A 23,611-nucleotide genomic window follows, 5' to 3' on the forward strand; every position below is an offset into this window, starting at 1 on the left:
ATGCCCCTGGCCGGTGACATTAAGACGCTTCACACTACCCTGCTAATGCGAAAGGGTTTGTGGCTTCTTTTCGTTGCCGGCCTGCTGCTTGATACTAATGCCCCCGCTCTTGCCCGGACGCTACCCGTGGCATTCGAAGACATGAGCCTTGGCAAACCGAACGCGCCAGTGACTCTCGTCGTATATGTTTCGGTTACCAGTACCCATAGCGCCGCATTCTACGGGGATATTTTTCCGACGATACAGAAGAGGTATATTCGCTCCGGAAAAGTTCACTACGTGCTTCGCGAGCTTCCAACATCTCCGTTAGATGTCTCAACAGCAGGATTCCTCATTGCTCGTTGTGCTGGGGAGAAGAGATACTTTCCGGTCGTCGAAAAAATAATACGGGCTCAACCCGACATTTTCGCGGGTAAGGGTAAAAGCACACTGGAAAATATAGCGCGCTCAGAAGGCTTATTTCATGAAGCTTTTACGGCCTGCATCACAGATCAGGCTGCCGTGGATCGCATAAATACCAATACGGCAAAATGGGTAGCACTGGATAATATCGAAGACGTGCCAACCCTTATCATCAACGGTCAAAAGTACACTGGCGATTCTACGGACCTAGAACAAGTCACCACCGCGTTAGATCAGGCGCTTCTCAGGAAATAATCTGCATGTCTCTCACCGCCTCTGCCCGGAAGTTCATCGACACGGTCATCAAAGCCCCCTTCTGGCAGCAGGCGGTGGCGGTGTTTGCTGTCGCCGTTGTGGCGACCACCGCCTTCACCCTGACGGCGGACGCGCAAACCAAGCCCGCCGCCAAGCCGGTGCCGCTGCTCAAGGAAATGAGCAAGGGGCCCGCCAATGCCAAGGTGGTGGTCACCGAATACGCCTCGGTCACCTGCACGCACTGCGCGGCATGGTACGCCAGCAACTGGGCGAAGTTCGAGCGCGACTACGTAAAGACGGGCAAGGTGAAATACGTCTATCGCGAAGTGGCGACAAGCCCGGCGCCGATGGCCTTCGGCGTCTATATGCTGGGGCATTGCGCGGCGAACAAGAGCAACTGGATCGGTCAGAAAGGCGGCAGCAAGGCCTATTTCACCGTCATCGATGGTTTCCTGTCGGCGCAGTCCAAGGTCTATGAGACCGGCGATGTCCTGCCGGTGCTGAAAGACCTGTCGAAGAAAAGCGGCCTGAGCGAAAGCGAAATGGATGCCTGCGTGAAGAACGATGCTCTGTACAAGGCCGTCTCGGCGCGTATGCAGACCCAGATGACGACGGACGATGTCGACTCGACTCCGACCTTCTTCGTCAACGGCAAGCGCGTCCAGAGCGACTATGCCTCGATCGAAGCCGCCATCAAGGCTGCGGCGAAGTAATATATTTTGTGGCGAAGGCATCGACGGTCAGGGCCTCGCCTTCGACCGTGACCTTGCCATCCGAGATACCAAACCCACCGGCGCCGCAAACGGCCGACAGCGATTCGTAACCGGACCCCGATCCCGTCAGCAGAACCACGGCACGACTGCCTTTGGTCATGAACAGGCCGTAGGGGCACATGCCGTGCCAGCTTCTGACGCTGATCGTTTTGCTCCCGGACTTGCCTTTCAGGGACCGTTCGACGGCCACCGTAATGTATTTGTCTTCGCCCTGAGGATTATCGGGGACGTTAGACGTCGCCTCAACGACGGCGATCAGGTCGGCGCGGGCGATGCTGTCGGCAAGAGGGAGCCTTTCCTGACAAGGCTGGCACGCCCACGCCGTCCCGGCGGCCAGTAACGCACCCCCGGCGACCCATCCTATCCATGCTTTCATTTCGGCCCCTCCTCAAACGGCTCAACGCGGTTCGCGTACCGTAAAGCCCCGCTGGCGCAATTCGCCAATCAGCTTATCGTTACTCAGCAAAGCGCCTAGCGGCATAATCAGCACGCTCCGCCGCGCCCCGGTCATGGCTTTTTCGATCGCACCAACCGTGTCGGCGGTCGAGCGTGAGGTCAGGTCTTCGCCCAGAGCGTCGAGGCATGCGTCTTTTGGCTGCCCGCGCAGGAGGGGTTTTAAACGTGCCACATCACCGCTGACCCAGGCGGTTGTAATCCCCGGCGTGGTCTTGGTCGCATAGTCGATGCCGTTCAGCGAGGCGATCAGGCAACGGCGGGACTCGGCAACGTCGATCCCATTGACCTGCACCAGCAGCGGCTTGACCTCGTAGGTCGCCACGCGTTGGATTTTTACCTTGTGCTTCCTGGCGGTCCTGGTCAGCTGCTTTTCAATCGGCGATGACGCATAACCGTATTTGTTATTGACCGCCATCGACAGCCGCATCCCGGCCCACAGCGGCTTATCCTTTTCCATGTCGGATGTCTTGATGCCGTGCTTTTGCGCCGTTTCCCGGAAACGCGCATATTCGACCTCAGACACCACGTCTTTCAGCCGCGTCTTGCCGGGCAAGTCCTTGTCTTTCATCACGCGATAGATGATCGACACGCCGCCGACCGCCGCGGGCGGCAGATAAAGCGTTTCGGCATCGCTCAGGATACGGTCGATACGGGCGCTGTCCCAGGCGACCTTGCTCTGAATGGTCGTCGTGCCTATAATCCAGACAATCTTATCGCCCTTGGTTACGCGCCATAGCGCCGGACCGGGCAGTTGCTTGGCGACCGAAACCTCGGTCAGATCCCAGTCGGCGTCCGTTTGTGCGCAGGCAGGCACCGCCGCCAGCAAGGACAGGCTGACAATAACCGCTCTAAGCATGAAAGCCCCCTCTTCGCCTCTTTTGGCTACCGCAGCCAAATGGCGGGATTGAGGCAAACCGCCTTATCCACAGGACGGCTTGCCTTAACCGTCTCTCACGCCTTACAAGCAAGGGTTCAACGCTTTTCACCCTCAGGTTCTCCTTGCAGTTTCAACGGCTGAAACTTTCGGGCTTCAAGTCCTTCGTCGATGCGACCGAATTCCGCATCGAACCCGGCCTGACGGGGATCGTGGGGCCGAACGGCTGCGGCAAGTCGAACCTGCTGGAGGCCCTGCGCTGGGTCATGGGCGCGACCTCGGCCAAGGCGATGCGCGGCGCGGGCATGGAAGACGTCATCTTCGCCGGGTCCGACAAGCGCCCGTCGCGCAACTGGGCCGAAGTGACGCTCACCATCGACAACGCCTCGCGTCTGGCGCCGCAACCCTTCACCGATCAGCCCGTGCTTGATATCGCCCGGCGCATCGATCGCGGTCAGGGCTCGACTTACCGCGTCAACGGCAAGGAGGTCCGCGCCCGCGACGTGCAGCTTCTGTTCGCTGACGCTTCGACCGGGGCCAATTCCCCGGCGCTGGTCCGGCAGGGGCAGATTTCCGAACTGATCGCCGCCAAGCCGCAGAACCGCCGCCGTGTCCTTGAAGAGGCCGCCGGGGTGTCGGGCCTGCACACCCGTCGTCACGAGGCCGAACTGCGTCTGCGCGCCGCCGAAGCCAATATGGCGCGGCTGGACGATATTTCGCGCGAACTCGACAGCGCCCTGTCGCGTTTGAAACGCGAGGCGCGTCAGGCCGACAAGTACAAGAAGATTTCCGCCGAGATCCGCGCCCTGCAAAAGGCGATCCTGCACGCCAGATGGCTGGAGGCCGTGGCCGTATTTCAGGCCGCGACCGGCGACATGCAGACGCTTTCCCGCCGTGTCGAGGACACCGCCCGCGCCGCCGCTACCGCGCAAACCGAGGCGCTGACCGCCGCCGAAAGAATCCCCGCCCTGCGCGACGAAGAGGCCGTGGCGGCGACCGTCAATCACCGCCTGACCATCGAGAAGGAACGCCTCGACCTCGAAGAGAAGCAGGCTCTGGCCGAGATCGAGCGCCTGAAATCCGACCTGCGCCGCCAACAGGCCGACCACGCGCGCGAACTGGAACTGGCCCGCGACGGCGAATCGCAGATCGAGCGCCTGACCGAGATGCTGGAGCGCGTCCGGGCTGAGATCAAGGAGGCCCCGTCTCGCGAACCGGAACTGAAGGCCGCCGTCCTGATGTCGGAAAGCGAGCGCGTCGAGGCCGATCAGCGCATCGAGGAACTGGCCGCCGAACTGGCCGCCCTGACCGAACGGCAGCGGCTGGAGGCGACGCGGCTGAAAGAAGCACAGACGCGGTTCGAACGGCTGCTGGCCCAGACCAATCAGGCCGAGCGCGAAAAACAGGCTTTGGGGGCGTTCGATCACGCCGCATTGAAAGCCGCGCGCGAGGCGGCGACCGGCCTGCAAACGGCTTTGGATGAGGCCCGCACCGCGACTGAGGCGCTGGAAGGCGAGCGCGTCGGCCATGTCAATGCCGAGGCGCAGGCGCGCAAGGCCGTCCGCGATATCGAGGACCGGCTGGGGCGGCTGACCGCCGAATCACGCGGTCTGGCGCAGGTGCTGAACGCCAATAGCGGCAAGGCAAAAAGCCCGGTCCTCGACGCCGTGCGCGCCGACAAGGGCTACGAGCTGGCGCTCGCCGCCGCCTTGGGCGACGATCTGAACCTCAGCCTGTCCAAACGCGGCGCGCTGGATGCACTGGCCTTCTGGGCCGAAGATTTCGAATCGGCCACGGCCATCGACGGTCTGGCAGCTTTAGGCGTCAAACCCTTGGCCGAGGTGGTGAAAGCGCCCCCAGCCCTCGCCCTGCGCCTGCAAGCCATCGGCGTCGTGGCGCAGGCCGACGGCGACCGCTTGCAAACGCAATTACCGATGGGCGCGCGACTGGTCTCGGTCGAGGGCGATCTGTGGCGCTGGGACGGGCTGATCGTCCGCGCCAGAGCCCCGAAACCCGCCGCCGTGCGGCTGGCGCAACGGACGCGGTTCGAGGAACTGGAAAACGACATCGACGCGCTCAAGCCGCAACTGAATGCCGCGCAGGCGACCCTGACCGAGGCCGCCAATGCCTTGCGCGGCTTCGAGGAGCGTCTGCGTCTGGCGCGCATCAGACTACCGGAATTGGAACGCGATCTGCGCGCCAGAACCGGGCTGGCCGACGATCTGAGCCGCAAACAGACGCAGTACGAGTCGCGCCTCGAAGCGCTCGACGGGACGATCAAGCGTCTGCGCGGCGATCTCTCGGAGGCCAAGACCGCCTATGAAGCCCTCGCCGACGAACAATCGACACCCGAAGCGCAGGACGACCTGAACGATGCCTTGGTCGAGGCGCGCAACCACGCCAATGCCAAGCGTCAGGCCGTGCTGGCCGCCCGCTCGGCGCTCGATGAGGACAGCCGCAACCGTCAGCAGCGCGAAGCCCGCGAGCGCAACCTCGGCCGCGACCTGAGCGACTGGACGCGGCGACACGGCGAATCGGGCGGCCGCGTCGACAAACTGACCCGCGAACAGGAAACGACCGTCGCGGCGCTCGCCAAAGCCGAGGCTGCACCGGAAACCTTCGAGGCCAAACGCCTGACCTTGCTCGATTCGCTGACTTTGGCCGAAACGCGTCTGTCGGCGGCGCGCGATGCGCTCGCCTTCGCCGAAACCGCCAAACGCGAAGCCGACGCGGCGGAAAAAGCCCGCGAACACGAAGCGTCCGAAGCCCGCGAACACCGCGCCGGGGCCTTGGCCCGTCTTGAGGCCGCGACCGCCAAGAAAGACGAGATCGAGTCGCAGATTCTCGATCAGACGCAGGACACACCCGACGCGCTGGGTCGTCGCCTCAAGGAAGAGGCCATCGCCACCCCCGCCGATGCCGCCGGGGCCGAGGCGCTGCTGTCGGGCCTTGAACGCGAACGCGACCAACTGGGCGCGGTAAACTTACGGGCTGAGGAAGAGGCGACAGAATATCAGGACCGGCTGGAAAACATCAGCCGCGAACGCCTCGACCTGACGACCGCCATCGCCCGTCTGCGCGAAGGGATCGACGAACTGAACAGTGAGGGTCGCGAGCGATTGTTGGCGGCTTTTGAAGTCATCAACGAACACTTCAAGACCCTTTTCGTCGCCCTGTTCGGCGGCGGCTCGGCGGAACTGCGGCTGGTCGAATCGGATGATCCGCTGGAGGCCGGTCTCGAAATCTACGCCTGTCCGCCGGGCAAGCGCCTGTCGACCATGAGCCTGATGTCGGGCGGGGAACAGGCTCTGACGGCCACCGCCCTGATTTTCGGCGTGTTTCTCGCCAATCCGGCCCCGGTCTGCGTGCTGGACGAGGTGGACGCGCCGCTCGATGACGCCAATGTCGATCGCTATTGCCGTCTGCTGGCCGAAATGCGCACGCGGACCAATACGCGCTTCATCGCCATCACCCACAATCCGGTGACCATGGCGCGCATGGACCGCCTGTTCGGCGTCACCATGGCCGAGCGCGGCGTCTCGCAACTGGTCAGCGTCGATCTGACCGCGGCGGAAGCTCTGATCACGGTATAAGTGGATACAAAAAGGCGATTTTCCGATATAGGGATGCTGCACCGCATAATAAGGCGCAATAAGATCAACTTTCTGTCATCGGATTGCTTGACCTTTCGGGTCTGTCCGATTAGGTTCCGCGCCGTCCGGAAGGGGTGCGTGCCTCCCCTGAAAGGGCCGAACATGACTGACGAACCCGATAAAGAGACTTCGACCAAGCTTGACGATCTGGACAAGCGCCTTGACGCCATCGAGCGGAAAAAGCGCAAGACCGAGGTCGATCACGGCGAAAGCGAAGCGGGCGCCGGAAAGGGCTATCAGGCTCTGGGCGAACTTCTCGGCGGGATTTTCATCGGTCTTGGGGCGGGCTGGCTAAGCGACGAGTACCTGCATACGCGCCCCTTCGGGATCATTATCGGCGCGATACTGGGACTGGTGGCCGGGGTTTATGCGGTCGCCCGCACTGGACAAAAGTAGCCTCGCGCCGAAAAGTGGACACCACTTTTCGGATTCACGTGAGGCGCCAAAGAATTCTTTCGCCGGTTTCCCGGCACCGCAGATTTAATTGATGAGGTAGGGCTTATGGCCGATCCGTTGCACCAGTTCCAGATCCAGAAGGTCGTCGACCTGCCGGTTATTGACGTCGCTGGTGTGCCCGTCGATCTCTCGATCACCAATTCGGTTCTGGCCATGCTGATCGGCGTCGGCTCGGTCATTCTGTTTTTCAGCCTGACGACCGCCCGCGCCTCGATCATTCCGGGTCGCTTTCAGGTCATGGCCGAGGGCCTGTTCGGCCTGATCGACGATCTGGCCGAATCGATCATCGGCCACGACGGTCGCGCCTTCTTCCCCTTCGTCTTTACGCTCTTCCTATTCATCCTGAGCTGTAACCTCGTCGGCATGACGACCTACTTCACCGCGACGTCGCAACTGGCGGTCACGGCGATGCTGGCCATCCTGACCATCGGCACGGTGATCGTAGTCGGCATCCTGCGCAACGGTCTGGGCTTCTTCAAGCTGTTCTGCCCGTCGGGCGTGCCCCTGCTGATCCTGCCGATCCTCATCCCTATTGAAATCATCTCCTTCCTGATGCGCCCCATCACCCTGACGCTGCGTTTGTTCGGCAACATGGTCGGCGGCCACATCGTGATGAAGGTGTTCGCGGGCTTCATCGTCGCACTGGCTTCGGCGGGCGTGGCGGGGTATCTGGGCGGCTTCGTGTCGCTCACCGCGGTCGTCGCCCTGACGGCGCTGGAGTTCCTGGTGGCCTATCTGCAAGCCTTCGTGTTCGCGGTTCTGGCCTGTGTCTACCTCAACGACGTGGTGAACCTGCATCACCACTAAGTACTTCTTTCTTTAAGTTTCTCTCTTTCTTCCTACGGAGTTAAAAGTCTATGGACGCTTCTGCTTACAAGTTCCTCGGCGCGGGCCTGGCCATGCTGGGTATGATCGGCGCCGGTATCGGCCTCGGCCTTCTGTTCGGCAACTTCTTCCAGGGCGCGCTGCGCAACCCGTCGGCCGCCAAGTCGCAACAGACCAACCTGTTCATCGGCATGGCGCTGACCGAAGCCCTCGGCATTCTGGCGTTCGTTATCGCCATCATGATCCTGAACGGCTAATTAGTTCTCTTCTGAGGACTTTTAGAACTACTCAACGACGGATCAGGCTTGGCAAACGAGTCTGATCCGCCCGTTTGTTACAGACCACGCTTCCCGCGTTTTTGAGCGTGTGAGGCAAAAGGATCAAACCATGAGCGTTACCTCAAGCCCGGAGGCCACGACCGCAACCGACACCAGCGCAGACGCGCCGGTGACCACGGTCGCGACCCTTGAGCCTGTCGCGGAAGCGCAAGCCTCCGCCGAGGCGGCCCACGGCGACACCCACACCACCACCGCCCATGCCGAAGAGCATGCGTCGGGCGGCCTGCCGCAGTTCCAGACGGAACACTGGGCCGGTCAGATGGTGTGGCTGGTCATCATCTTCCTCGTCCTGTTCGTCCTGATCGCCAAGGTGTTCGCCCCCCGTCTGCGCAAGGTCATCGACACGCGCGGCGCAACGATCGCCGAAGATCTGGCCAATGCCCGCGCCATCCGCGACGAGGCCGAAGCTCAGGCGAAAGACGCTGCGGCTGAAACCGCCGCCGCTCACGTCGCCGCGCGCAAGCTGGCGGCCGACGCCAAGGCCAAGGCCGCTGCCGAACAGGCCGCTGCCCAAGCCAAGGAAGATGCCCGCCTGAACGCGGTTCTGGCCGAATCGGAAGCTTCGATCCGCGCCAAGCGCGACGAAGCTTTGTCTCACGTCACCGAGATCGCCACCGACACCGCGTCGGCCCTGATCGAAAAGCTGACCGGCAAGGCCCCGACCAAGACGGCGCTCACCGCCGCTCTGAAGAAAGCGTAAGGAGACCTAGATGGAACACGCAGAACCGTCCTTCTGGGCCAATCCCGAAACCTGGGTCCGCATCGGCCTTGGGTGCTTTTTCCTGCTGCTGATCGTCATGAAGGTGCCGCAAAAGCTGTGGGCATCGCTGGCCGACACCGGCAACGCCGTCCGCGCGGAACTGGACGAAGCCGTCCGCATCCGTCAGGAAGCGCAGGCCCTGCTCAACCAGATCAAGGCCGAACGTCAGGCTGCCGAGCAAAAGGCCAAGGACCTGATCGCCTTTGCCGAGGAAGAGGCCCAGCGCCTTGCCGCTGAAGCCAAGGTCAACCTCGACGAGTCGATCAAGCGCCGTCAGGCTCAGGCCGAAGCCAAGATCGCTCAGGCCGAAGCCAAGGCGACCGCCGAAGTGAAAGCTGCGGCCGCCGATCTGGCTGCCGGTCTGGCCGAAACGATCCTGCTGGAACGTGTGGCCAACCTGCAAGCCGATCCGCTGGTCGATCAGGCCATCGCTCAAGTGGGTTCGCGCCTGTCGTAAGCGATTGTACACGCTAATGAAAAAGCCCCGTGGTTCCGCCACGGGGCTTTTTCATGCTCTAGCCTCTCTGACTTGCGCGGGAGGAATACGATAACAAAAACCCTCCGATCATCTGACCGAAGGGTTATTTCGCGCTTTGGGTATGGAAGATGTTTTTCTTGGACTTCCTGAGAAACCGGCGCCGGAAACCGCCAAGCATCCGACCGGGCGCCTTGAGCACCATCTTCTCGGTCTTCAGCATCTGCTGCCAGACAATCGAAACCACCTTGGCCCGCGGGCGGAGCAGACGCCGCAGGGGTCCCAGCCATTTCGGATGCTTGCGCTGGACCTTGATGAACTGACGCTTGGCCCAGTAGGAATTCTTCAAAACGATGATCAGGCCAGCGATCGATACCGGCATACCCATCGGCCCTGGCAAGGGCGCGATCAAGATACCGAGCAAGACCAGCAATGACCCCAGAACGATCAGCCCAGCGCGCCATATCCGGCTGACGCCACGATGGACCGGGTTTTTCTTCTTGCGGACCTTCACGACCTTCAGGGCGCGCGACACCGAGACCTTCTTTTCAGAAGGCTTCAAAATGCCAGCAAAGAAGCCTGAAAGGCGGCTCATGATCGATCCTCGAATGGGTTATCGCGATCTATAAGGATCGGCGGCCCAAATCTGTCAGTTGAAATCGGATAACACGGTAAGGTTTACTATTTGGTCGGTATTCAAGGTAAACGCCCGCTCACACCGGCGATATAGGAATCGCTGCGCCTTTTATAAAGGGGTGATGCAACCGAATTACGGCACTGTTGCCTTAATGCCGATCACGGTGTGTAAAAAAGCCCCGCAGGGTGTTACCTGCGGGGCTTTTTTTCAGAATGGGAGCACTCTATTCGGCGCCTTCGTCCATATAGCTTTCGATCGGCGGGCACGAGCAGATCAGATTGCGGTCGCCATAGACGTTGTCGATACGCCCCACCGGCGACCAATACTTGTTGGCCATCGAGGCTTTCGTCGGGAAACAGCCCTCCTGACGGCTATAGGCGCGGTCCCAATCGCCCGCCAGATCGAACACCGTGTGCGGCGCGTGGCGCAGCGGGCTGGTCTCATGCGTGAAGCGGCCATTGGCCACGTCATCGATCTCGCGCTTGATGTCGATCATGGCGTCGCAGAAGCGGTCCAGCTCAGTCTTGGCTTCCGATTCGGTCGGTTCGATCATCAGGGTCCCGGCGACCGGGAAACTCATGGTCGGGGCGTGGAAACCGTGGTCGATCAGACGTTTGGCGATATCGTCGACCGTCACACCCGTCGCGTCCTTGATCGGGCGGACGTCGATGATGCATTCGTGGGCCACACGACCGTTCTCACCGCGATAGAGCACCGGATAGTGCCCTTCTAGGCGCTCGGCGATGTAGTTGGCGTTGAGGATAGCCACCTCGGTCGCCTGACGCAGGCCCTCATCACCCATCAGCAACATGTAGGCGAACGAGATCGGCAGGATAGAGGCCGAACCGTAATGCGCCGCCGAGACCGCCCCCGCCTCGCCGGTCTGCGGATCGGTCGGCAGGAAGGGCGTCAGGTGCGACTTGACGCCGATCGGGCCCATGCCGGGACCGCCGCCGCCGTGTGGTATGCAGAAGGTCTTGTGCAGGTTGAAGTGGCTGACGTCCGAACCGTAGTGGCCGGGACGCGACAGACCGACCTGCGCATTGAGGTTGGCGCCGTCGAGATAGACCTGCCCGCCGGCCTCGTGGACCAGATCGCAGATGTCGGTGATGTGCTCTTCGAACACGCCGTGGGTCGACGGATAGGTGATCATGATGCAGGCGAGGTTCGCCGCGTGCTGAGCCACCTTGACCTTGAAATCCTCGAAATCGACATTGCCGTCGGTGTCGCAGGCGACGACAACGGTCTTCATGCCGACCATCTGGGCCGAGGCCGGGTTGGTACCGTGCGCCGAGGCCGGGATCAGACAGATGTCGCGGTGCGCGTCGCCACGCGACAGGTGGTAACCTCGGATGGCCAGCAGACCGGCATATTCGCCCTGCGCGCCGGAATTGGGCTGCAACGAGACCGAGTCATAACCCGAAATGGCGCACAGATAAGCTTCGAGCGTCTCGAACATGGCGGCGTAACCCTGCGCCTGATCAGCGGGGGCATAAGGGTGCATGTTGGAGAATTCCGGCCAGGTGATCGGGATCATCTCGGTCGTGGCGTTGAGCTTCATGGTGCAGGAGCCCAGCGGGATCATGGTGCGGTCGAGCGCCAGATCCTTGTCCGACAGGCGACGCATATAGCGCAGCATTTCGGTTTCCGACCGGTGCAAATGGAAGACCGGATGGGTCAGGATGTCGTCGTGACGCAGCAGGCTGTCCGGCAGGGCGACGCCCTCACCCGTTGCGCCTTCGGTCTTGCCATCGGCGAAGACGGCGACAATGCGGTCCAGCACGACGGCGGTGATGCTTTCGTCCAGCGAAACACCCACATGCTGGTCGTTGATGCGGCGGAAATTGAACCCGGCTTCGACAGCGCGGACGTGCAGCGCGGCGACATCGGCGGCTTTGACCGTGATCGTATCGAAGGCGGCCTTCGTCACGACCTCATAGCCCAGCCCGCTCAGGCGTTTGGCCAGCGTATCGGTGTGACCGTGAATGGTTTGCGCGATGGCTTTCAGACCGTCCGGACCGTGATAGACGGCGTACATCGAGGCGATAACCGCCAGCAGAACCTGCGCCGTACAGATGTTCGAGGTCGCCTTTTCGCGGCGGATATGCTGTTCGCGCGTTTGCAGCGCCAGACGGTAAGCGGGCTCACCGCGGCTGTCGACCGAGACGCCCACCAGACGGCCCGGCATAGAGCGCTTGAGCGCGTCTTTGACGACCATATAGGCCGCATGCGGACCGCCGTAACCCATCGGCACGCCGTAGCGTTGCATGGAACCGATGGCGATCTCGGCACCCAGTTCAGCGGGTGAGGTCAGCAACGTCAGGGCCAGCGGATCGGCGGCCATGGAGACGATAGCGCCCTTGGCCTTGAAGTCGGCGATGACGGCGCGGAAGTCGCGCACCTCGCCCGACGTGCCGGGATATTGCAGCAGCAGGCCGAAATAGTCGCCCTCGGCGGTGGCTGGATCGCCGACGACGACCTCCCAGCCGAGCGGCTCGGCGCGGGTGCGGATGACCGCGAGGGTCTGCGGGTGCGTGTCGGCGTCGACGAAGAATCGGTCGGCCTTGACGCGCGACGAGCGGCGGGCTAGCGCCATGGCTTCGGCGGCGGCGGTCGCCTCATCGAGCAGCGAGGCATTGGCCACATCAAGCCCGGTCAGGTCGCACAGCAGCGTCTGATAGTTGAGCAGGGCTTCGAGACGGCCCTGGCTGATTTCCGGCTGATACGGCGTATAGGCCGTATACCAGGCCGGGTTTTCGAGGATATTGCGCTGAATGACCCCCGGCAGCAGTGTCCCGTAATAGCCCTGCCCGATCAGCGAGATCAGCGGCGTGTTCTGATCGGCGATATCGCGCAGCTTCGCCAGCACCTCGACCTCGGTCAGGCCCGCGCCGATGCCGATGGGCGTGCGCTCACGGATGGCGACGGGGATGGTCTGGTCGATCAACGCGTCGATATCGCCCACCTTGAGCGTGTCGAGCATGGCGGCGATTTCGCCTTCCGACGGGCCGATATGGCGGCGAACGAAGGGACCGGGCGTGGACTGATTTGAACGGGACATGGATATCACTACTTAACCCCCTCTCCCTGAGGGAGAGGGCTGGGGTGAGGGGGAAATATTTCAAAATAGTGAGGGTGTGACACCAGCACCCCCTCACCCGGCTTTCAGGCCACGGGCACCGGCCGCCCGGCTCTCCCTCAAGGGAGAGGGGATTCTATTACAACGTCGCCAAAAACGCCTCGTAGGCCTCGCGGTCCATCAGGGCGTCCAATTGCGACGGATCGGTCAGCTTGATCTTGGCAAACCAGCCACCGGCTTCCGGTACAGCGTTGACGGTTTCCGGCGCGTTGCCAAGCTCCGGATTGCCTTCGACGACTTCGCCATCGACCGGCGCGTAGACGTCCGAGGCGGCCTTGACCGACTCGACCACGGCGAAACTGTCGCCCTTTTTCAGCACGGTCCCGGCGGCAGGCACGTCAACGAAGACCACATCGCCCAGCGCGTCGGCAGCATAGGCCGAAATGCCGACGAAGGCCGTGCCGTCGCCCTGATCCTTGACCCACTCGTGTTCCTTGGTGAATTTCATGACGATGCCCTTATGCTTTGGGTTTGCGATGATAGCCGTTCGCGACGAACGGGATGGAGACGATTTCGGCCGCATAGGCCTTGCCGCGCACTTCCAGCTTGAGCTTGGTGCCGACCGCGGATTGGGTGGCCGGGACATAACCCATGGCGATGGAATAACCGAGCGACGGCGACGGTACGCCGGAGGTGACGATGCCGATTTCTTCACCGTCCGAAGCGAGAATTTTCGCGCCGTCACGCGCGGGCGGGCCTTCGAGGACGCGCAAAGCGACGCGGGTCCGTTGCGGGTTCTCGCGCTCAGAGCGGATGCGATCTATGCCGCGGATATCCCCGCGCTCCAGACGCGACTTCGACATGCCGAAGCTCAGGCCGGCTTCGACCACGCCATAGGTCTCGTCCATTTCGTGCCCGTAGAGCGGCATCCCGGCCTCTAAGCGCAGACTGTCGCGCGCCCCCAGACCGATGGGCTTCACCTCTGAGAACGTCAGCAGCAGGTCCCAAAGTTCACCGACGCGGGCATTGGGGATGCTGATCTCGAAACCGTCCTCGCCGGTATAGCCGGAACGTGAGATAAACACCGTCTCGCCCAGAAGCTCGAACGTGCCGCAGTCCATGAAGTACATCTCACAGGCGGGCGCGCAGACCTGCGCCATGACGATCTTGGCCTTGGGGCCTTGCAGCGCCAGCAGCGCGCGGTCGCCAAGGATATCGAACTTGGTGTCGTCTTTCAGATTTTCGCCGATGATAGCGAAGTCCTGATGCTTGCACGCGGCATTGACCACCAGCATGAAACCTTCGGCGGTCGGACGCGACACCATCCAATCGTCGAGGATACCGCCCTGCTCGTTGAGCAGCAGCGAATATTTCTGCTTGCCGGGCTTGAGCGCCGCGAAATCGGTCGGGGTCAGAGCCTCCAGAGTCGCCACCGCGCCCGTCCCAGTCAGACGCGCCTGCCCCATATGCGACACATCGAACAGACCGGCCTCGGACCGCGTCCATTTGTGCTCGGCCATGACGCCTTCGTATTGCACCGGCATGTTGTAACCGGCGAACGACACCATGCGCGCGCCAAGCGCTACATGACGGTCTTCAAGCGGGGTGGATTTCAACGCGACGTCGGACATGAGGGCCTCGGCAAAATGACGGACACGGGGATACGCAGAAGGTTCGATAACATCCTGCCCCCGCTGTCTTCTTTTGACCTGAGAGATTTAGGCGCGGCAAAAACCACGCTTTGCTCCGTCGGTAGGCGCTCATCCCTACGGACGCGCCACTTTCCAGCGTTTTAGTTCGGCTTGCGGTCCGTGGGCCTGAGCGTTTCCGGGGCGGTTGCGCCTTCGGCGGCATGATCTGGTCATGCACTCTCCCGCAAGATTCTTCGCTTGTGCGGGAGGACGCGAAAAGAGTCAAGACGGGAGTTAATGCCTCAATGCAGTCAAAAATTGCAATCCGGCACAATTCCCGTATGTTGTGCATATATCGAGAGGCGGGGGCCGATCATGCAAGTGCTGCTGACAGACATTACGGAAATGAAGCTGGGTCATTTTTGCGTGGCCGGATGGGATATCCACCGCAAACGGATGGTGCGCCCCCTGCCCGGTCAACTGCACTGGTCGCCCACTCTGCTTAAGCGGCACGGCTTTCAACCCGGTCACACCTACTATTTTGCACCCGAAGGTCCGGCGCTACCCACGCATTTTCCGCACAAAAACGAAGATACGCCGATTCATGCGTTCAAAATAAAAAGGTTATCGGCCCAGCCGATCGATTGGGCCGTCGCTGCCCCACCGGCAGCCTCGACTGTAGCTCAGGCCTTTGCGCATCAGACCCGGATCAGTTCCGTGTGGCACAGCGAAGCCCACGTCTATGTACCGCACGACGGTCAGGCGCCCTCCCTGAGCGGGCTTGCGACGACCCCGGCGCAACTGACCTTCTACGAAGACGCCGAGCGGCTGAAAGCCCGGCTCGATGACGGCGAACGTGTTTATAGCCTGCCGGTCAGCAGTCACGCTTTGCGGGAGGTGTGGAGGAATCGCGGAGTCGATGCTATAAATACCCTGTGGCCGGACGCACCTCGCCTGCATTTACGGTTGGGGCTGGCCCGCGCCTTTAAAGACCACCCCGACAAGTGCTTCGTCATGCTGAATGGAGTTTATGCGTAAAATGAACCTGTTCTCCATCGGCCATTCCAATCATGAGATCGGGCAGTTCATCGATCTGCTGAAACAGGCCGATGTCACCGCCATCGCCGATGTGCGCACCCAGCCCTATTCGCGTCATGCCGCCGACTATAATTCTGATATCCTCAAGGCCCGACTCAAAAGCGAAGACATTGCCTATGTCTATCTGGGTAAGGAACTCGGCGGACGCCCCGAACGCCGCCTGATGTGCGACGGCGTGGCCGATTACGAAGCCATGGCCCGTGAAGAGTCTTTCCATTCCGGCATGAAGCGCCTGATCGGCGGAGCCCAGACCTATCGCGTCGCCATGATGTGTTCCGAACAGCATCCGCTCGATTGCCATCGCTGCCTGCTGGTCGGGCGCGCCTTGCTGCGTGAGGCCATGGACACGCGGCACATTCTGCCAGATGGCGCGCAGATCACCCAGACCGAGATCGAGGCGCAACTGCTGCTGATGGCCAACAAGACGCAGGACGACCTGTTCGCCGACGCCGACACCCTCCTCGCTCATGCCTACGCGCAGCGCGCCCGCAAGGTCGCCTTTTCGGAAGCCGCCTGATGGGTGTTTCGCTCTATACGATCGGCTTTACCCAAACCACCGCCGTGCATTTCTTTACCCGCCTGAAAAATGTCGGGGTCAAGCGCGTGATCGACATCCGCCTGCACAACAGTTCGCAACTGGCCGGTTTCGCCAAATCGGAGGATCTGGCGTGGTTTCTGAAATCGCTGGGCGGAATCGACTATTCTCACCACCCGGTTCTGGCCCCCACCGACGACATTCTGAAAGCCTTCAAGAAAGAAAAAGGCGACTGGGGGCAGTTTCAGTCGCGTTTTTTGAATCTGATGGCTGACCGCAAGGTCGAAACGCGTTTCAAGGTCGAGGATTTCGACGGTGCCTGCCTGCTCTGTTCAGAAGCCACCCCGCACCATTGCCACCGCCGCCTGTTGAGCGAATACCTCAACGACAAATGGGGACATACATTGAAAGTAACGCACCTCTAGCCGTTATTCACAACGACCTTCAGGTGGCCCTTTTCGCGCAGTTCGGGCGGGTCGTAGGCTTCCGGGCGCTCGATCAGCTTGTGCGGGCCCAAGAACCGTGTGCGGTATTTCGTCATCTGCGGCAGCAGCGACGCCTCCAGATGTTCGCGCTCGATTTCCACCACGCGGTCGACGAACGGCACGATATGCTTGTTCGGATAACGTCCCGGTGGGCAGACCAGCACCAGTTGCTTCTTCGGGAAGCGTTCCTTGAAATAGCGCGCGGTCGCCGCGTGGTCGCCGTCGGCGGTGACCAGGTAACAGACGTCGAACAGGTTATCCTCGGCGTCGGCGGCAATCGACAGCGCCAGATTGACGTCGCCCTGCTTCTCGATAGCCAGATGCCACTGATGGCCGCAGGCGTTACACCCGTCGATGGCCGAAACGAAATGCCCGATGCGGCAGGTCACGCCGCGCGCTTTAAGGGCATTCATATAGTCTTCGTGGCGTTTGAGTTTGGATTTTGACTGCGGCCGGAAGGCCGAACACCAGACGACGCGTTTGACGACCTCGGATTTCGGCGCCAGCGCCTCGGCCAAAGCGCGCAGGTCCAGCCATTTTAGATAGGGCCGCTTATAGGCATCGACCGAATGATAGAGGTTGAAACCGTCGTAATAGATGGCCGCGCGCTTGCGCAGAAACGGTAGGCCAAAACCGCTCAGCCCCCTATTCGGGCTGCCGGATGTCGCGCCATTTTTCTTAGCTTTTTCAGCGTTTGACATCGGCCCCAATAACGCAAGCGTTAACCCTCATTAACACTTAAGCGCATGTGAAGCCGTTTGTCAGTATCTTTCCGGTGACAGTTGAAAATTCCCGTCAGCCCGCGAACGAAAACTACTGAGCTTTCACCTTGGCGAAACGGAAGCGCTTGCCCTGACGGTTGAATTCGACCATCTGCGGCGTCACGTCGAAGCCGATCAGGACTTCGAAATTATCGCCGGCCACGCTGGCGGCAGCGCGCGGAATAACGATGTTTTCGATGCGGGTCGCGACGTCGACCGATGTCTTGCCGTTGAAATTCACCGGCAGATCAAAATATTCCTTGGCCAGCACGGTCTCGTCGCGGTCGGTCACCGCCACCCAGTAGCGGTAGGTATTCGAATCGGCACCCGCCTTGGGGCCCTTGCCCAGCGAGAAACCGACGATCATCTCGATCTCGATCGGCTCGCCACCCTTATAGGCGCAATCGGACGCCACGCCGTTGATCTGACCGGTCCACTTGGCTTCGGCGGAAGCTTCCTTGCCCGCTTCGAAGTCCTGATAACGGGCGGCGTCATAGAGCACCTTGACGAACGGACACGGGCCATCAGCGCGGCGTTTGGCAATGCGCAGATCCTTGGTTTCCCATTCTTCTTCTTTTTTGGCGCGATCTTCGGCGCCGTCTTCGGATTGCTGACGGTCGCGGTCGCGGTTCTGAGCCGAGGCGATTCCCGGCAGTACGGCGGCGGAGGCCACAGCTAGCGACAGACCGAACACCAGCGCACGCAATTTCGAAGACATAGAGGCCCCTGTGATAGGCGGAGTGAGAGAAACGCGACGACGCGTCCCCACTTAGTAGCGCCTCGCCCGGATTTTTTAAAGGGTTTAAATAGCCATAAAGGCCAGATCAAGGCGAAGCCGTGTTGTGCATGATGCAGGGTTAGAGCGGAATGATTTCATTCCGCTCAAGCCGCCATTGAGGCGGCGGCCAAGGTGGCGGAGCCACCGCCCGGCGAGGGACTAAAAAATCCAGATCATTATAAAACATAATGATCTGGAACTGGAAATGCGCCGGGAATAGGCCTATGTATCGACACATGAGCCGACCTGCCCTCACCCTGCATCTCGCCACGCCGCGCGGCTTCTGCGCCGGCGTCGACCGCGCCATCCAAATCGTCGAACGCGCCATCGAGCTTTACGGCGCGCCGGTCTATGTGCGCCACGAAATCGTCCACAACAAGCACGTGGTCGACCGGTTGAAAGGTCTTGGCGCGGTGTTCGTCAAGGACCTCGATCAGTGTCCGCCGGATCGCCCGGTGGTTTTCTCCGCGCACGGCGTGCCGAAATCGGTCCCCGCCGATGCGACGCAGCGCAAAATGTTCTTCCTTGACGCCACCTGCCCGCTGGTCTCCAAGGTCCATGTCGAGGCCGAGCGCCATCACGCGTCTGGCCGCGAGATTATCCTGATCGGCCACGCGGGTCACCCCGAGGTCATCGGCACGATGGGGCAACTGCCCGACGGCGTCGTCCGGCTGATTGAAACCGCCGAAGACGCCCGCGCCTTTGAGCCCGTCGATCCGGCCAATCTGGCCTTTGTGACGCAGACCACCCTATCGGTCGACGATACGTCGGAAATCGTCGGCATATTGCAGCAGCGCTTTCCGCAGATCGCCGTCCCGCACAAGGAAGACATCTGCTACGCCACGACCAACCGGCAGGACGCCGTCAAGCAGGTGGCCGAAGACTGCGACCTGTTCCTCGTCATCGGCTCGAAGAAATCCTCGAACTCTCAGCGCCTGGTCGAGGTTGCCTTGCGCGCCGGGGCGAAGGTCGCGCACCTGATCGACGACGCGTCGGAGGTCGACTGGACCTGGTTCGAAGGTGTGACCACGATGGGCCTGTCCGCCGGGGCCTCGGCGCCGGAGAACCTGATCACCGATCTGATCGCGGCCATTCAGGCACGTTTCGACGTGACGATGAGCGAAGCCAATGGCGTGCTGGAAACCGTGACCTTCAAGCTGCCGCGCGTCCTGACCGAGGCTGCCGAATAGCATGAAAAAGGTGACGATTTTCACCGACGGGGCCTGCAAGGGCAATCCCGGCAAGGGCGGCTGGGGCGCGATCATCACCTTTGGGCCGCACGAGAAAGAACTCTACGGTTACGAGGCCGCGACGACCAATAACCGCATGGAGCTGATGGCCGTGATCATGGCGCTTGAGGCCCTGAAAGAGCCGTGCGAGGTCGAGCTTCACGCCGACAGCCAGTACGTTCTCAAGGGCATCAAGGAGTGGATTCACTCATGGAAAGCGCGTGGCTGGAAGACCGCCGACAAGAAGCCGGTGAAGAACGACGACCTGTGGAAACGCCTCGACGAAGCCCGCCAGCGGCACAAGATCCACTGGCACTGGGTCAAGGGACACGCCGGACACGAGATGAACGAACGCGCCGACGGTCTGGCCAATAAGGCGATCACCGAGGCGATGGCTTAAGAGACTGTTTCAAAAGTCGATAACGCATAAAAGTCAAACGCTTGCAAAACAATAGGGACGTTCATTGAACGTCCCTCTCTTGCTTATCGCGTTGCCCCTTGCGGGCCTAATTTGCTGCTTCGCAGCTAAGGTAACATAACAATTTAAATTTTAGCAGATTACGCTGGTAACGTAGATTCGATAATCAAAGCACTCTGCAATTTAGCCATCAATTTCTGTCGATATGGCATTAGCAAATTTGCCGCTGCCATTCTGGCTTCAACGCTCTGGGTGCTTGCATAGATTTCGTCAACAAGACGAATAGCTTCATTTAAAATCTCAGAATTTTTCAATGGCCTTTCCGATCATTACGGTTATTGAAAATAGAACCGATAGGATCTTCCACACCCTATCGGTTCACCTAATTTCTAGGCCATTTTGATGTGGGAATGATGCCCCATAGAATCAAGCTTTCTCCAATCACGCGCAATAGCTTGAGCGTACCTCTTCGAGCGTAAAGTTGCATTTCGTCATTATTCACCCTCTACTTTTTCAACCTTTTTCCCAGCTAAAATGTCTCTAGTGATCTGGCAAAGTTCGTCGCCTTTCACTTCTGATTTGTAGCGTTTTCCATCAAGGACGATATTCAGGTGATTAAGCTGAATGCGACTGGCATCACCCGAAACGAAATAGTCGAATTGAGTGCATTTTTGTTTGCAACGCAGATTGTAAAAGTGCAGCACCATCATGTTCTCAACGTATTGAACAGGTGAGTAGTACGATTGCAGATCGTATGTATCCTGATACGCTTTCACTAGAACATGGATGTCTACGCCCTTGAGCAGCATAGGGCCGCTATCGCTCTTGCAATAGATTTTAGCTTCTGCGGCTACAGCGTTCGTACTGAGCAGGCACAACGATCCGATAGCGGCAAGCGCTACGCTCTTTAATTTCATGATTTACCCCACGTTCAATGAGCCCGAGCCAAGCTGGCGTCAGGCGGTTGGTCACGCGCGAACAGGGTAAGCACGTCCCACGTATTCCCTGACTACGTATCAAAGACACGTAGCACATGAGGTATTTTATTCGGTGGGCCGCCCGACCTAGCGGGAGCCCTGTTCAAACGCATGATGGCGTGATGCTCTCAGTGACCAAACTTTGAGCAACGCGAAATGCTATCACGCCCAGACTCGCAACGCAAATCGGCCAGTCGTTCAGTTTGTGTAGCGCTGCTCAATTTGACCGATATTTCTAGAAATGTTAAAATGTCACATTTGATATAGGTGGCATTATTGCGGGGCTATGACTCAGATTTAACTGACACGCAGTGGGAAATGATCGAGCATCTGATCCCAAAGGCAAAGTCAGGCGGACGACCGCGCACGACAAACGTGCGTGATGTCGTAAACGCGATTCTGTATCAGGTGCGCACTGGCTGTCAGTACCGCCAACTACCTGTCAACTTTCCGCCGTGGCAAACCGTCTATCGCTATTTCAAGACATGGCAGCGTAAGGGTGTCATACGCAAAATTCAGCGCGAAGTTTATGAGCTATCGCGCTTTGCATATATGCGTGACGAGTCACCTACTGCTGTCGTCATAGACTCGCAGTCTGTAAAAACTGGCAAGGCCGGAGGCGAGCGCGGCTACGATGGTGGCAAGCGTGTCAAAGGCCGTAAACGCCATCTAGTTACAGACACGCTTGGCCTGATGATCGACGTGTCTGTTACGCCGGCCAATGTGCATGACACAAACGGCGCCAAGCGTGTTTTACGCAAAGCTGTAAAGTGGTTACGTAAAGCGCCGAAAATTATCTATGCCGACAAAGGCTATCAAGGTCGGCCTTTGGCTCAATGGGTAAAAGATAACGTCGGTGCAACCATGTGTACATCGAACAACCCTGCTCAGATTGCAAAGCGTTTCATCCCTATGCAAAAGCGTTGGGTCGTTGAACGTAGCTTCGCTTGGCTAGGTGACTACCGTCGTCTGGATAAAGACCAAGAACGCCTGATCGAACATAGCGTAGCGATGATCAGGTGGGCGATGGTGTCGTTTACGCTCAAGCACATATGCGCTGATTAATCGGCGTAGCCATATCTAAAATCAATCAAATCGCGCTTGTAGCGCATTCAGAACATTTGACGTGCATATGCACGTCAAGTGCGTGAGAGAGCTTGTTTAAATAAGTATAAAAATTATGACAGATGAAATTCTAATTGCACCGGAAATGATTAAAGCTGGTGTGGACAGATATTATGAATTTAAGTTCGGCGATAAGGCTGAGTGGATTGTTGAGGCTATATATCTTGCTATGCGTCTAGAGTTTCAAGACATTGATTCAGCTTCTTTTATAAAAGAAACAAGATGTGAAATATAAATTTCACCAATTTCTATAGGTTTTTTTGTATTTAACTGCTGACCATTATGCGTAGTTGGCACTTTAAAAACAGTTCCAAATTTACTATCTATAATCGGGATAAGGGCGAGCCCCATTCTGGGAATGCCTATTCCCAGTTTCCAATTTTTCTTCTCATCCATTATTTTGGGATTTCTTTCCCATGTTAGTATAAATCCAGAATCTGTTTTTTCGACTTTAGCCCTATTGGGATCAATAGTTAAAAATGGCTCTAACTCATTTGTTTCTGGGTTAACTAATCCAAAGGGAAAAGGAACTGCGGTTTCTATTACAGTGTTTCTTCCATGTTCGACTTCATTCCTTGCTTGATACATATAGGATAGCAATTCATCATTTTTATCTCTTTTTCTAATGCTTCCGTACCATTGGCGACCCTGGGGCGTAGCTTGCGAACCGCCCTCTATTGCATGGATAATCGACCCGCTACGGGTTAAAAAGTCGGCCCAAGAGTTTGCGAATTGATTATAATTCTGAGCATTCCGACATTCAGACAGGGCTTCTTTTGCCTTATCCAAATTATGATAGCACTTGGTTATTTGGTGTTTATCGAAGCGTGGGTTCATTATATTATCAAAATTATACGGAATATTATTCCAGTGGTGGAATTACTTTGGTCCAGAATGGCATTATGCCAACCACGCTCCCGGATCGTTGCCTTCGTAAGTCCTGCGAGCGCGAACCGCGTCGAGACATTCGGAATAGAGGTCAAGATAGTCTTTGCGGTTAATAGTTGAAGGGTGTGTCGATCCCTTCTCTGCCGCATATATGGTTTGCGTTAGCATGTAAGCTACGTACTCGGGTGTATTAGATCCGTCAGCCATTTGATATCTCGTTTGCAATTATCCACATGATCTGCAATCAGGGACTGATTCTCACTTTGTTCCAAGCGTTAATCTTTCATTAATCAAACGGTCCTCAGACTTGTGGTGCATCAGTTAAAAGGGACTGTCGATGTATCACATATTTGACGATTTTCTGAGAAAACCCACTTGGTCAACGAGCCACCCTTCTGACGTAGGGAATTTCAGAGCAGCATTGAGCGATGTAATTGGTCATCCAGATTTCGACCCCGATGAAATGGGACGTTATTTCCAACAACATGGTGCTGATGACATTTGGAAGGGCTCCAACCACGGCGAACGCATTAGCGCTATGGTAAAAGAGGCCAAAGACAAACTGCGCCGTCGTCGTGCAAAATAACAAAGTCACTTGTGCGTCACCACGCACAAGTGACTCAAACATATAGCGTTTTTAAGCGCTCAAATTAGACTTTTGAAACGGTCTCTAAGGCTTGGGGGGCCGCAGGCCCCACACCCG

25 protein-coding genes and 1 riboswitch are annotated in these 23,611 nt (G+C 58.8%); of the genes, 15 read left to right on the plus strand and 10 right to left on the minus strand.

The genetic code is table 11. The annotated features are described in order from the left end of the window. Entirely contained in the window at positions 1-657 is a 657-nt protein-coding gene (locus AEYBE204_RS0120780) for a thioredoxin domain-containing protein (RefSeq protein WP_023463742.1), read from the plus strand. Between the two features lie 5 nt (positions 658-662). Continuing rightward, complete coding sequence (locus tag AEYBE204_RS37180) at positions 663-1,370, plus strand: thioredoxin domain-containing protein (RefSeq protein WP_023463743.1); 708 nt, start codon at positions 663-665, stop codon at positions 1,368-1,370. Here AEYBE204_RS37180 and AEYBE204_RS37185 read toward each other — a convergent pair. Both AEYBE204_RS37185 and AEYBE204_RS37190 read right to left on the minus strand, forming a co-directional pair. Further along, on the minus strand, positions 1,351-1,806 hold the full coding sequence (locus AEYBE204_RS37185; RefSeq protein WP_023463744.1) for a hypothetical protein: 456 nt from the start codon (positions 1,804-1,806) through the stop codon (positions 1,351-1,353). The two genes, AEYBE204_RS37180 and AEYBE204_RS37185, sit on opposite strands and share 20 nt — an antisense overlap. 21 nt (positions 1,807-1,827) lie before the next feature. Then, the gene (locus tag AEYBE204_RS37190; protein ID WP_023463745.1) at positions 1,828-2,742 is read right to left on the minus strand and encodes a TraB/GumN family protein; all 915 of its coding nucleotides are present in this window, start codon (positions 2,740-2,742) and stop codon (positions 1,828-1,830) included. A 143-nt stretch (positions 2,743-2,885) separates the two neighbouring features. On the opposite strand from AEYBE204_RS37190, the gene smc reads away from it, so the two are divergent. The 6 genes from smc to AEYBE204_RS37220 all read left to right on the plus strand — a co-directional run bounded on the left by smc (position 2,886) and on the right by AEYBE204_RS37220 (position 9,249). Then, positions 2,886-6,353 (plus strand): chromosome segregation protein SMC, encoded by a 3,468-nt coding sequence (gene smc / locus AEYBE204_RS37195; protein ID WP_023463746.1) that lies wholly within the window; start codon positions 2,886-2,888, stop codon positions 6,351-6,353. 162 nt (positions 6,354-6,515) lie between these two features. Then, positions 6,516-6,809, plus strand: coding sequence for an AtpZ/AtpI family protein (locus AEYBE204_RS37200; protein WP_023463747.1), 294 nt, complete (start codon positions 6,516-6,518; stop codon positions 6,807-6,809). Between the two features lie 105 nt (positions 6,810-6,914). Then, complete coding sequence (locus AEYBE204_RS37205; RefSeq protein WP_023463748.1) at positions 6,915-7,676, plus strand: F0F1 ATP synthase subunit A; 762 nt, start codon at positions 6,915-6,917, stop codon at positions 7,674-7,676. 50 nt (positions 7,677-7,726) lie between these two features. After that, complete coding sequence (locus tag AEYBE204_RS37210) at positions 7,727-7,951, plus strand: F0F1 ATP synthase subunit C (RefSeq protein ID WP_013478623.1); 225 nt, start codon at positions 7,727-7,729, stop codon at positions 7,949-7,951. Between the two features lie 130 nt (positions 7,952-8,081). Continuing rightward, positions 8,082-8,732, plus strand: a complete 651-nt coding sequence (locus tag AEYBE204_RS37215; protein ID WP_023463749.1) for an ATPase — start codon at positions 8,082-8,084, stop codon at positions 8,730-8,732. Positions 8,733-8,742: 10 nt separating this feature from the next. Next, complete coding sequence (locus AEYBE204_RS37220) at positions 8,743-9,249, plus strand: ATP synthase subunit B (protein ID WP_023463750.1); 507 nt, start codon at positions 8,743-8,745, stop codon at positions 9,247-9,249. Positions 9,250-9,373: 124 nt separating this feature from the next. Here AEYBE204_RS37220 and AEYBE204_RS37225 read toward each other — a convergent pair whose 3' ends face one another. The 4 genes from AEYBE204_RS37225 to gcvT form a co-directional block, all read right to left on the minus strand. Next, on the minus strand, positions 9,374-9,862 hold the full coding sequence (locus AEYBE204_RS37225) for a PGPGW domain-containing protein (RefSeq protein WP_023463751.1): 489 nt from the start codon (positions 9,860-9,862) through the stop codon (positions 9,374-9,376). A gap of 265 nt (positions 9,863-10,127) precedes the next feature. Next, the gene (gene gcvP / locus AEYBE204_RS37230; protein ID WP_023463752.1) at positions 10,128-12,965 is read right to left on the minus strand and encodes an aminomethyl-transferring glycine dehydrogenase; all 2,838 of its coding nucleotides are present in this window, start codon (positions 12,963-12,965) and stop codon (positions 10,128-10,130) included. 157 nt (positions 12,966-13,122) lie between these two features. Next, positions 13,123-13,491: a glycine cleavage system protein GcvH gene (gene gcvH, locus AEYBE204_RS37235; RefSeq protein WP_023463753.1), complete on the minus strand. Its 369-nt coding sequence runs from the start codon at positions 13,489-13,491 to the stop codon at positions 13,123-13,125. 10 nt (positions 13,492-13,501) lie between these two features. After that, positions 13,502-14,614, minus strand: coding sequence for a glycine cleavage system aminomethyltransferase GcvT (gene gcvT / locus AEYBE204_RS37240; protein ID WP_023463754.1), 1,113 nt, complete (start codon positions 14,612-14,614; stop codon positions 13,502-13,504). Between the two features lie 164 nt (positions 14,615-14,778). Then, a riboswitch (glycine riboswitch) is annotated at positions 14,779-14,869 on the minus strand. Between the two features lie 120 nt (positions 14,870-14,989). Between gcvT and AEYBE204_RS37245 the strand changes: the two genes are divergently transcribed. From AEYBE204_RS37245 to AEYBE204_RS37255, 3 genes are read left to right on the plus strand one after another with little or no spacing between them, the layout of a single operon-like run. Next, positions 14,990-15,652 (plus strand): hypothetical protein, encoded by a 663-nt coding sequence (locus AEYBE204_RS37245; protein WP_023463755.1) that lies wholly within the window; start codon positions 14,990-14,992, stop codon positions 15,650-15,652. Next, positions 15,645-16,229 carry a DUF488 family protein gene (locus tag AEYBE204_RS37250; protein WP_023463756.1) on the plus strand — a complete coding sequence of 195 codons (585 nt, stop codon included), beginning with the start codon at positions 15,645-15,647 and terminating at the stop codon, positions 16,227-16,229. Before AEYBE204_RS37245 ends, AEYBE204_RS37250 begins: the two co-directional genes overlap by 8 nt. After that, a complete protein-coding gene (locus AEYBE204_RS37255) occupies positions 16,229-16,672 on the plus strand; it encodes a DUF488 family protein (protein WP_023463757.1) in 444 nt (147 codons plus the stop codon). The genes AEYBE204_RS37250 and AEYBE204_RS37255 overlap by 1 nt, the downstream gene beginning before the upstream one ends. On the opposite strand, the gene AEYBE204_RS37260 is transcribed toward AEYBE204_RS37255, so the two are convergent. Next, a complete protein-coding gene (locus AEYBE204_RS37260; RefSeq protein WP_023463758.1) occupies positions 16,669-17,433 on the minus strand; it encodes an NYN domain-containing protein in 765 nt (254 codons plus the stop codon). The two genes, AEYBE204_RS37255 and AEYBE204_RS37260, sit on opposite strands and share 4 nt — an antisense overlap. A gap of 112 nt (positions 17,434-17,545) precedes the next feature. Next, positions 17,546-18,211 (minus strand): hypothetical protein, encoded by a 666-nt coding sequence (locus tag AEYBE204_RS37265; RefSeq protein ID WP_023463759.1) that lies wholly within the window; start codon positions 18,209-18,211, stop codon positions 17,546-17,548. Positions 18,212-18,507: 296 nt separating this feature from the next. On the opposite strand from AEYBE204_RS37265, the gene ispH reads away from it, so the two are divergent. Together ispH and rnhA are read left to right on the plus strand one after the other, a co-directional pair. Continuing rightward, positions 18,508-19,461, plus strand: coding sequence for a 4-hydroxy-3-methylbut-2-enyl diphosphate reductase (gene ispH, locus AEYBE204_RS37270; RefSeq protein ID WP_031231471.1), 954 nt, complete (start codon positions 18,508-18,510; stop codon positions 19,459-19,461). 1 nt (position 19,462) lies between these two features. Then, on the plus strand, positions 19,463-19,900 hold the full coding sequence (gene rnhA, locus AEYBE204_RS37275; RefSeq protein WP_023463761.1) for a ribonuclease HI: 438 nt from the start codon (positions 19,463-19,465) through the stop codon (positions 19,898-19,900). A 512-nt stretch (positions 19,901-20,412) separates the two neighbouring features. Here rnhA and AEYBE204_RS37280 read toward each other — a convergent pair. Further along, positions 20,413-20,835 carry a hypothetical protein gene (locus AEYBE204_RS37280; RefSeq protein WP_023463762.1) on the minus strand — a complete coding sequence of 141 codons (423 nt, stop codon included), beginning with the start codon at positions 20,833-20,835 and terminating at the stop codon, positions 20,413-20,415. A gap of 327 nt (positions 20,836-21,162) precedes the next feature. Between AEYBE204_RS37280 and AEYBE204_RS37285 the strand changes: the two genes are divergently transcribed. Continuing rightward, positions 21,163-21,960, plus strand: coding sequence for an IS5 family transposase (locus tag AEYBE204_RS37285; RefSeq protein WP_031231473.1), 798 nt, complete (start codon positions 21,163-21,165; stop codon positions 21,958-21,960). 243 nt (positions 21,961-22,203) lie between these two features. Here AEYBE204_RS37285 and AEYBE204_RS40455 read toward each other — a convergent pair whose 3' ends face one another. Further along, positions 22,204-22,857: a hypothetical protein gene (locus AEYBE204_RS40455; RefSeq protein ID WP_155908492.1), complete on the minus strand. Its 654-nt coding sequence runs from the start codon at positions 22,855-22,857 to the stop codon at positions 22,204-22,206. A 388-nt stretch (positions 22,858-23,245) separates the two neighbouring features. Between AEYBE204_RS40455 and AEYBE204_RS40460 the strand changes: the two genes are divergently transcribed. Next, positions 23,246-23,494, plus strand: a complete 249-nt coding sequence (locus AEYBE204_RS40460) for a hypothetical protein (RefSeq protein ID WP_155908494.1) — start codon at positions 23,246-23,248, stop codon at positions 23,492-23,494. Positions 23,495-23,611: the final 117 nt, after the last annotated feature.

Source organism: Asticcacaulis sp. YBE204, from assembly GCF_000495855.1.
Taxonomy (GTDB): Bacteria; Pseudomonadota; Alphaproteobacteria; order Caulobacterales; family Caulobacteraceae; genus Asticcacaulis.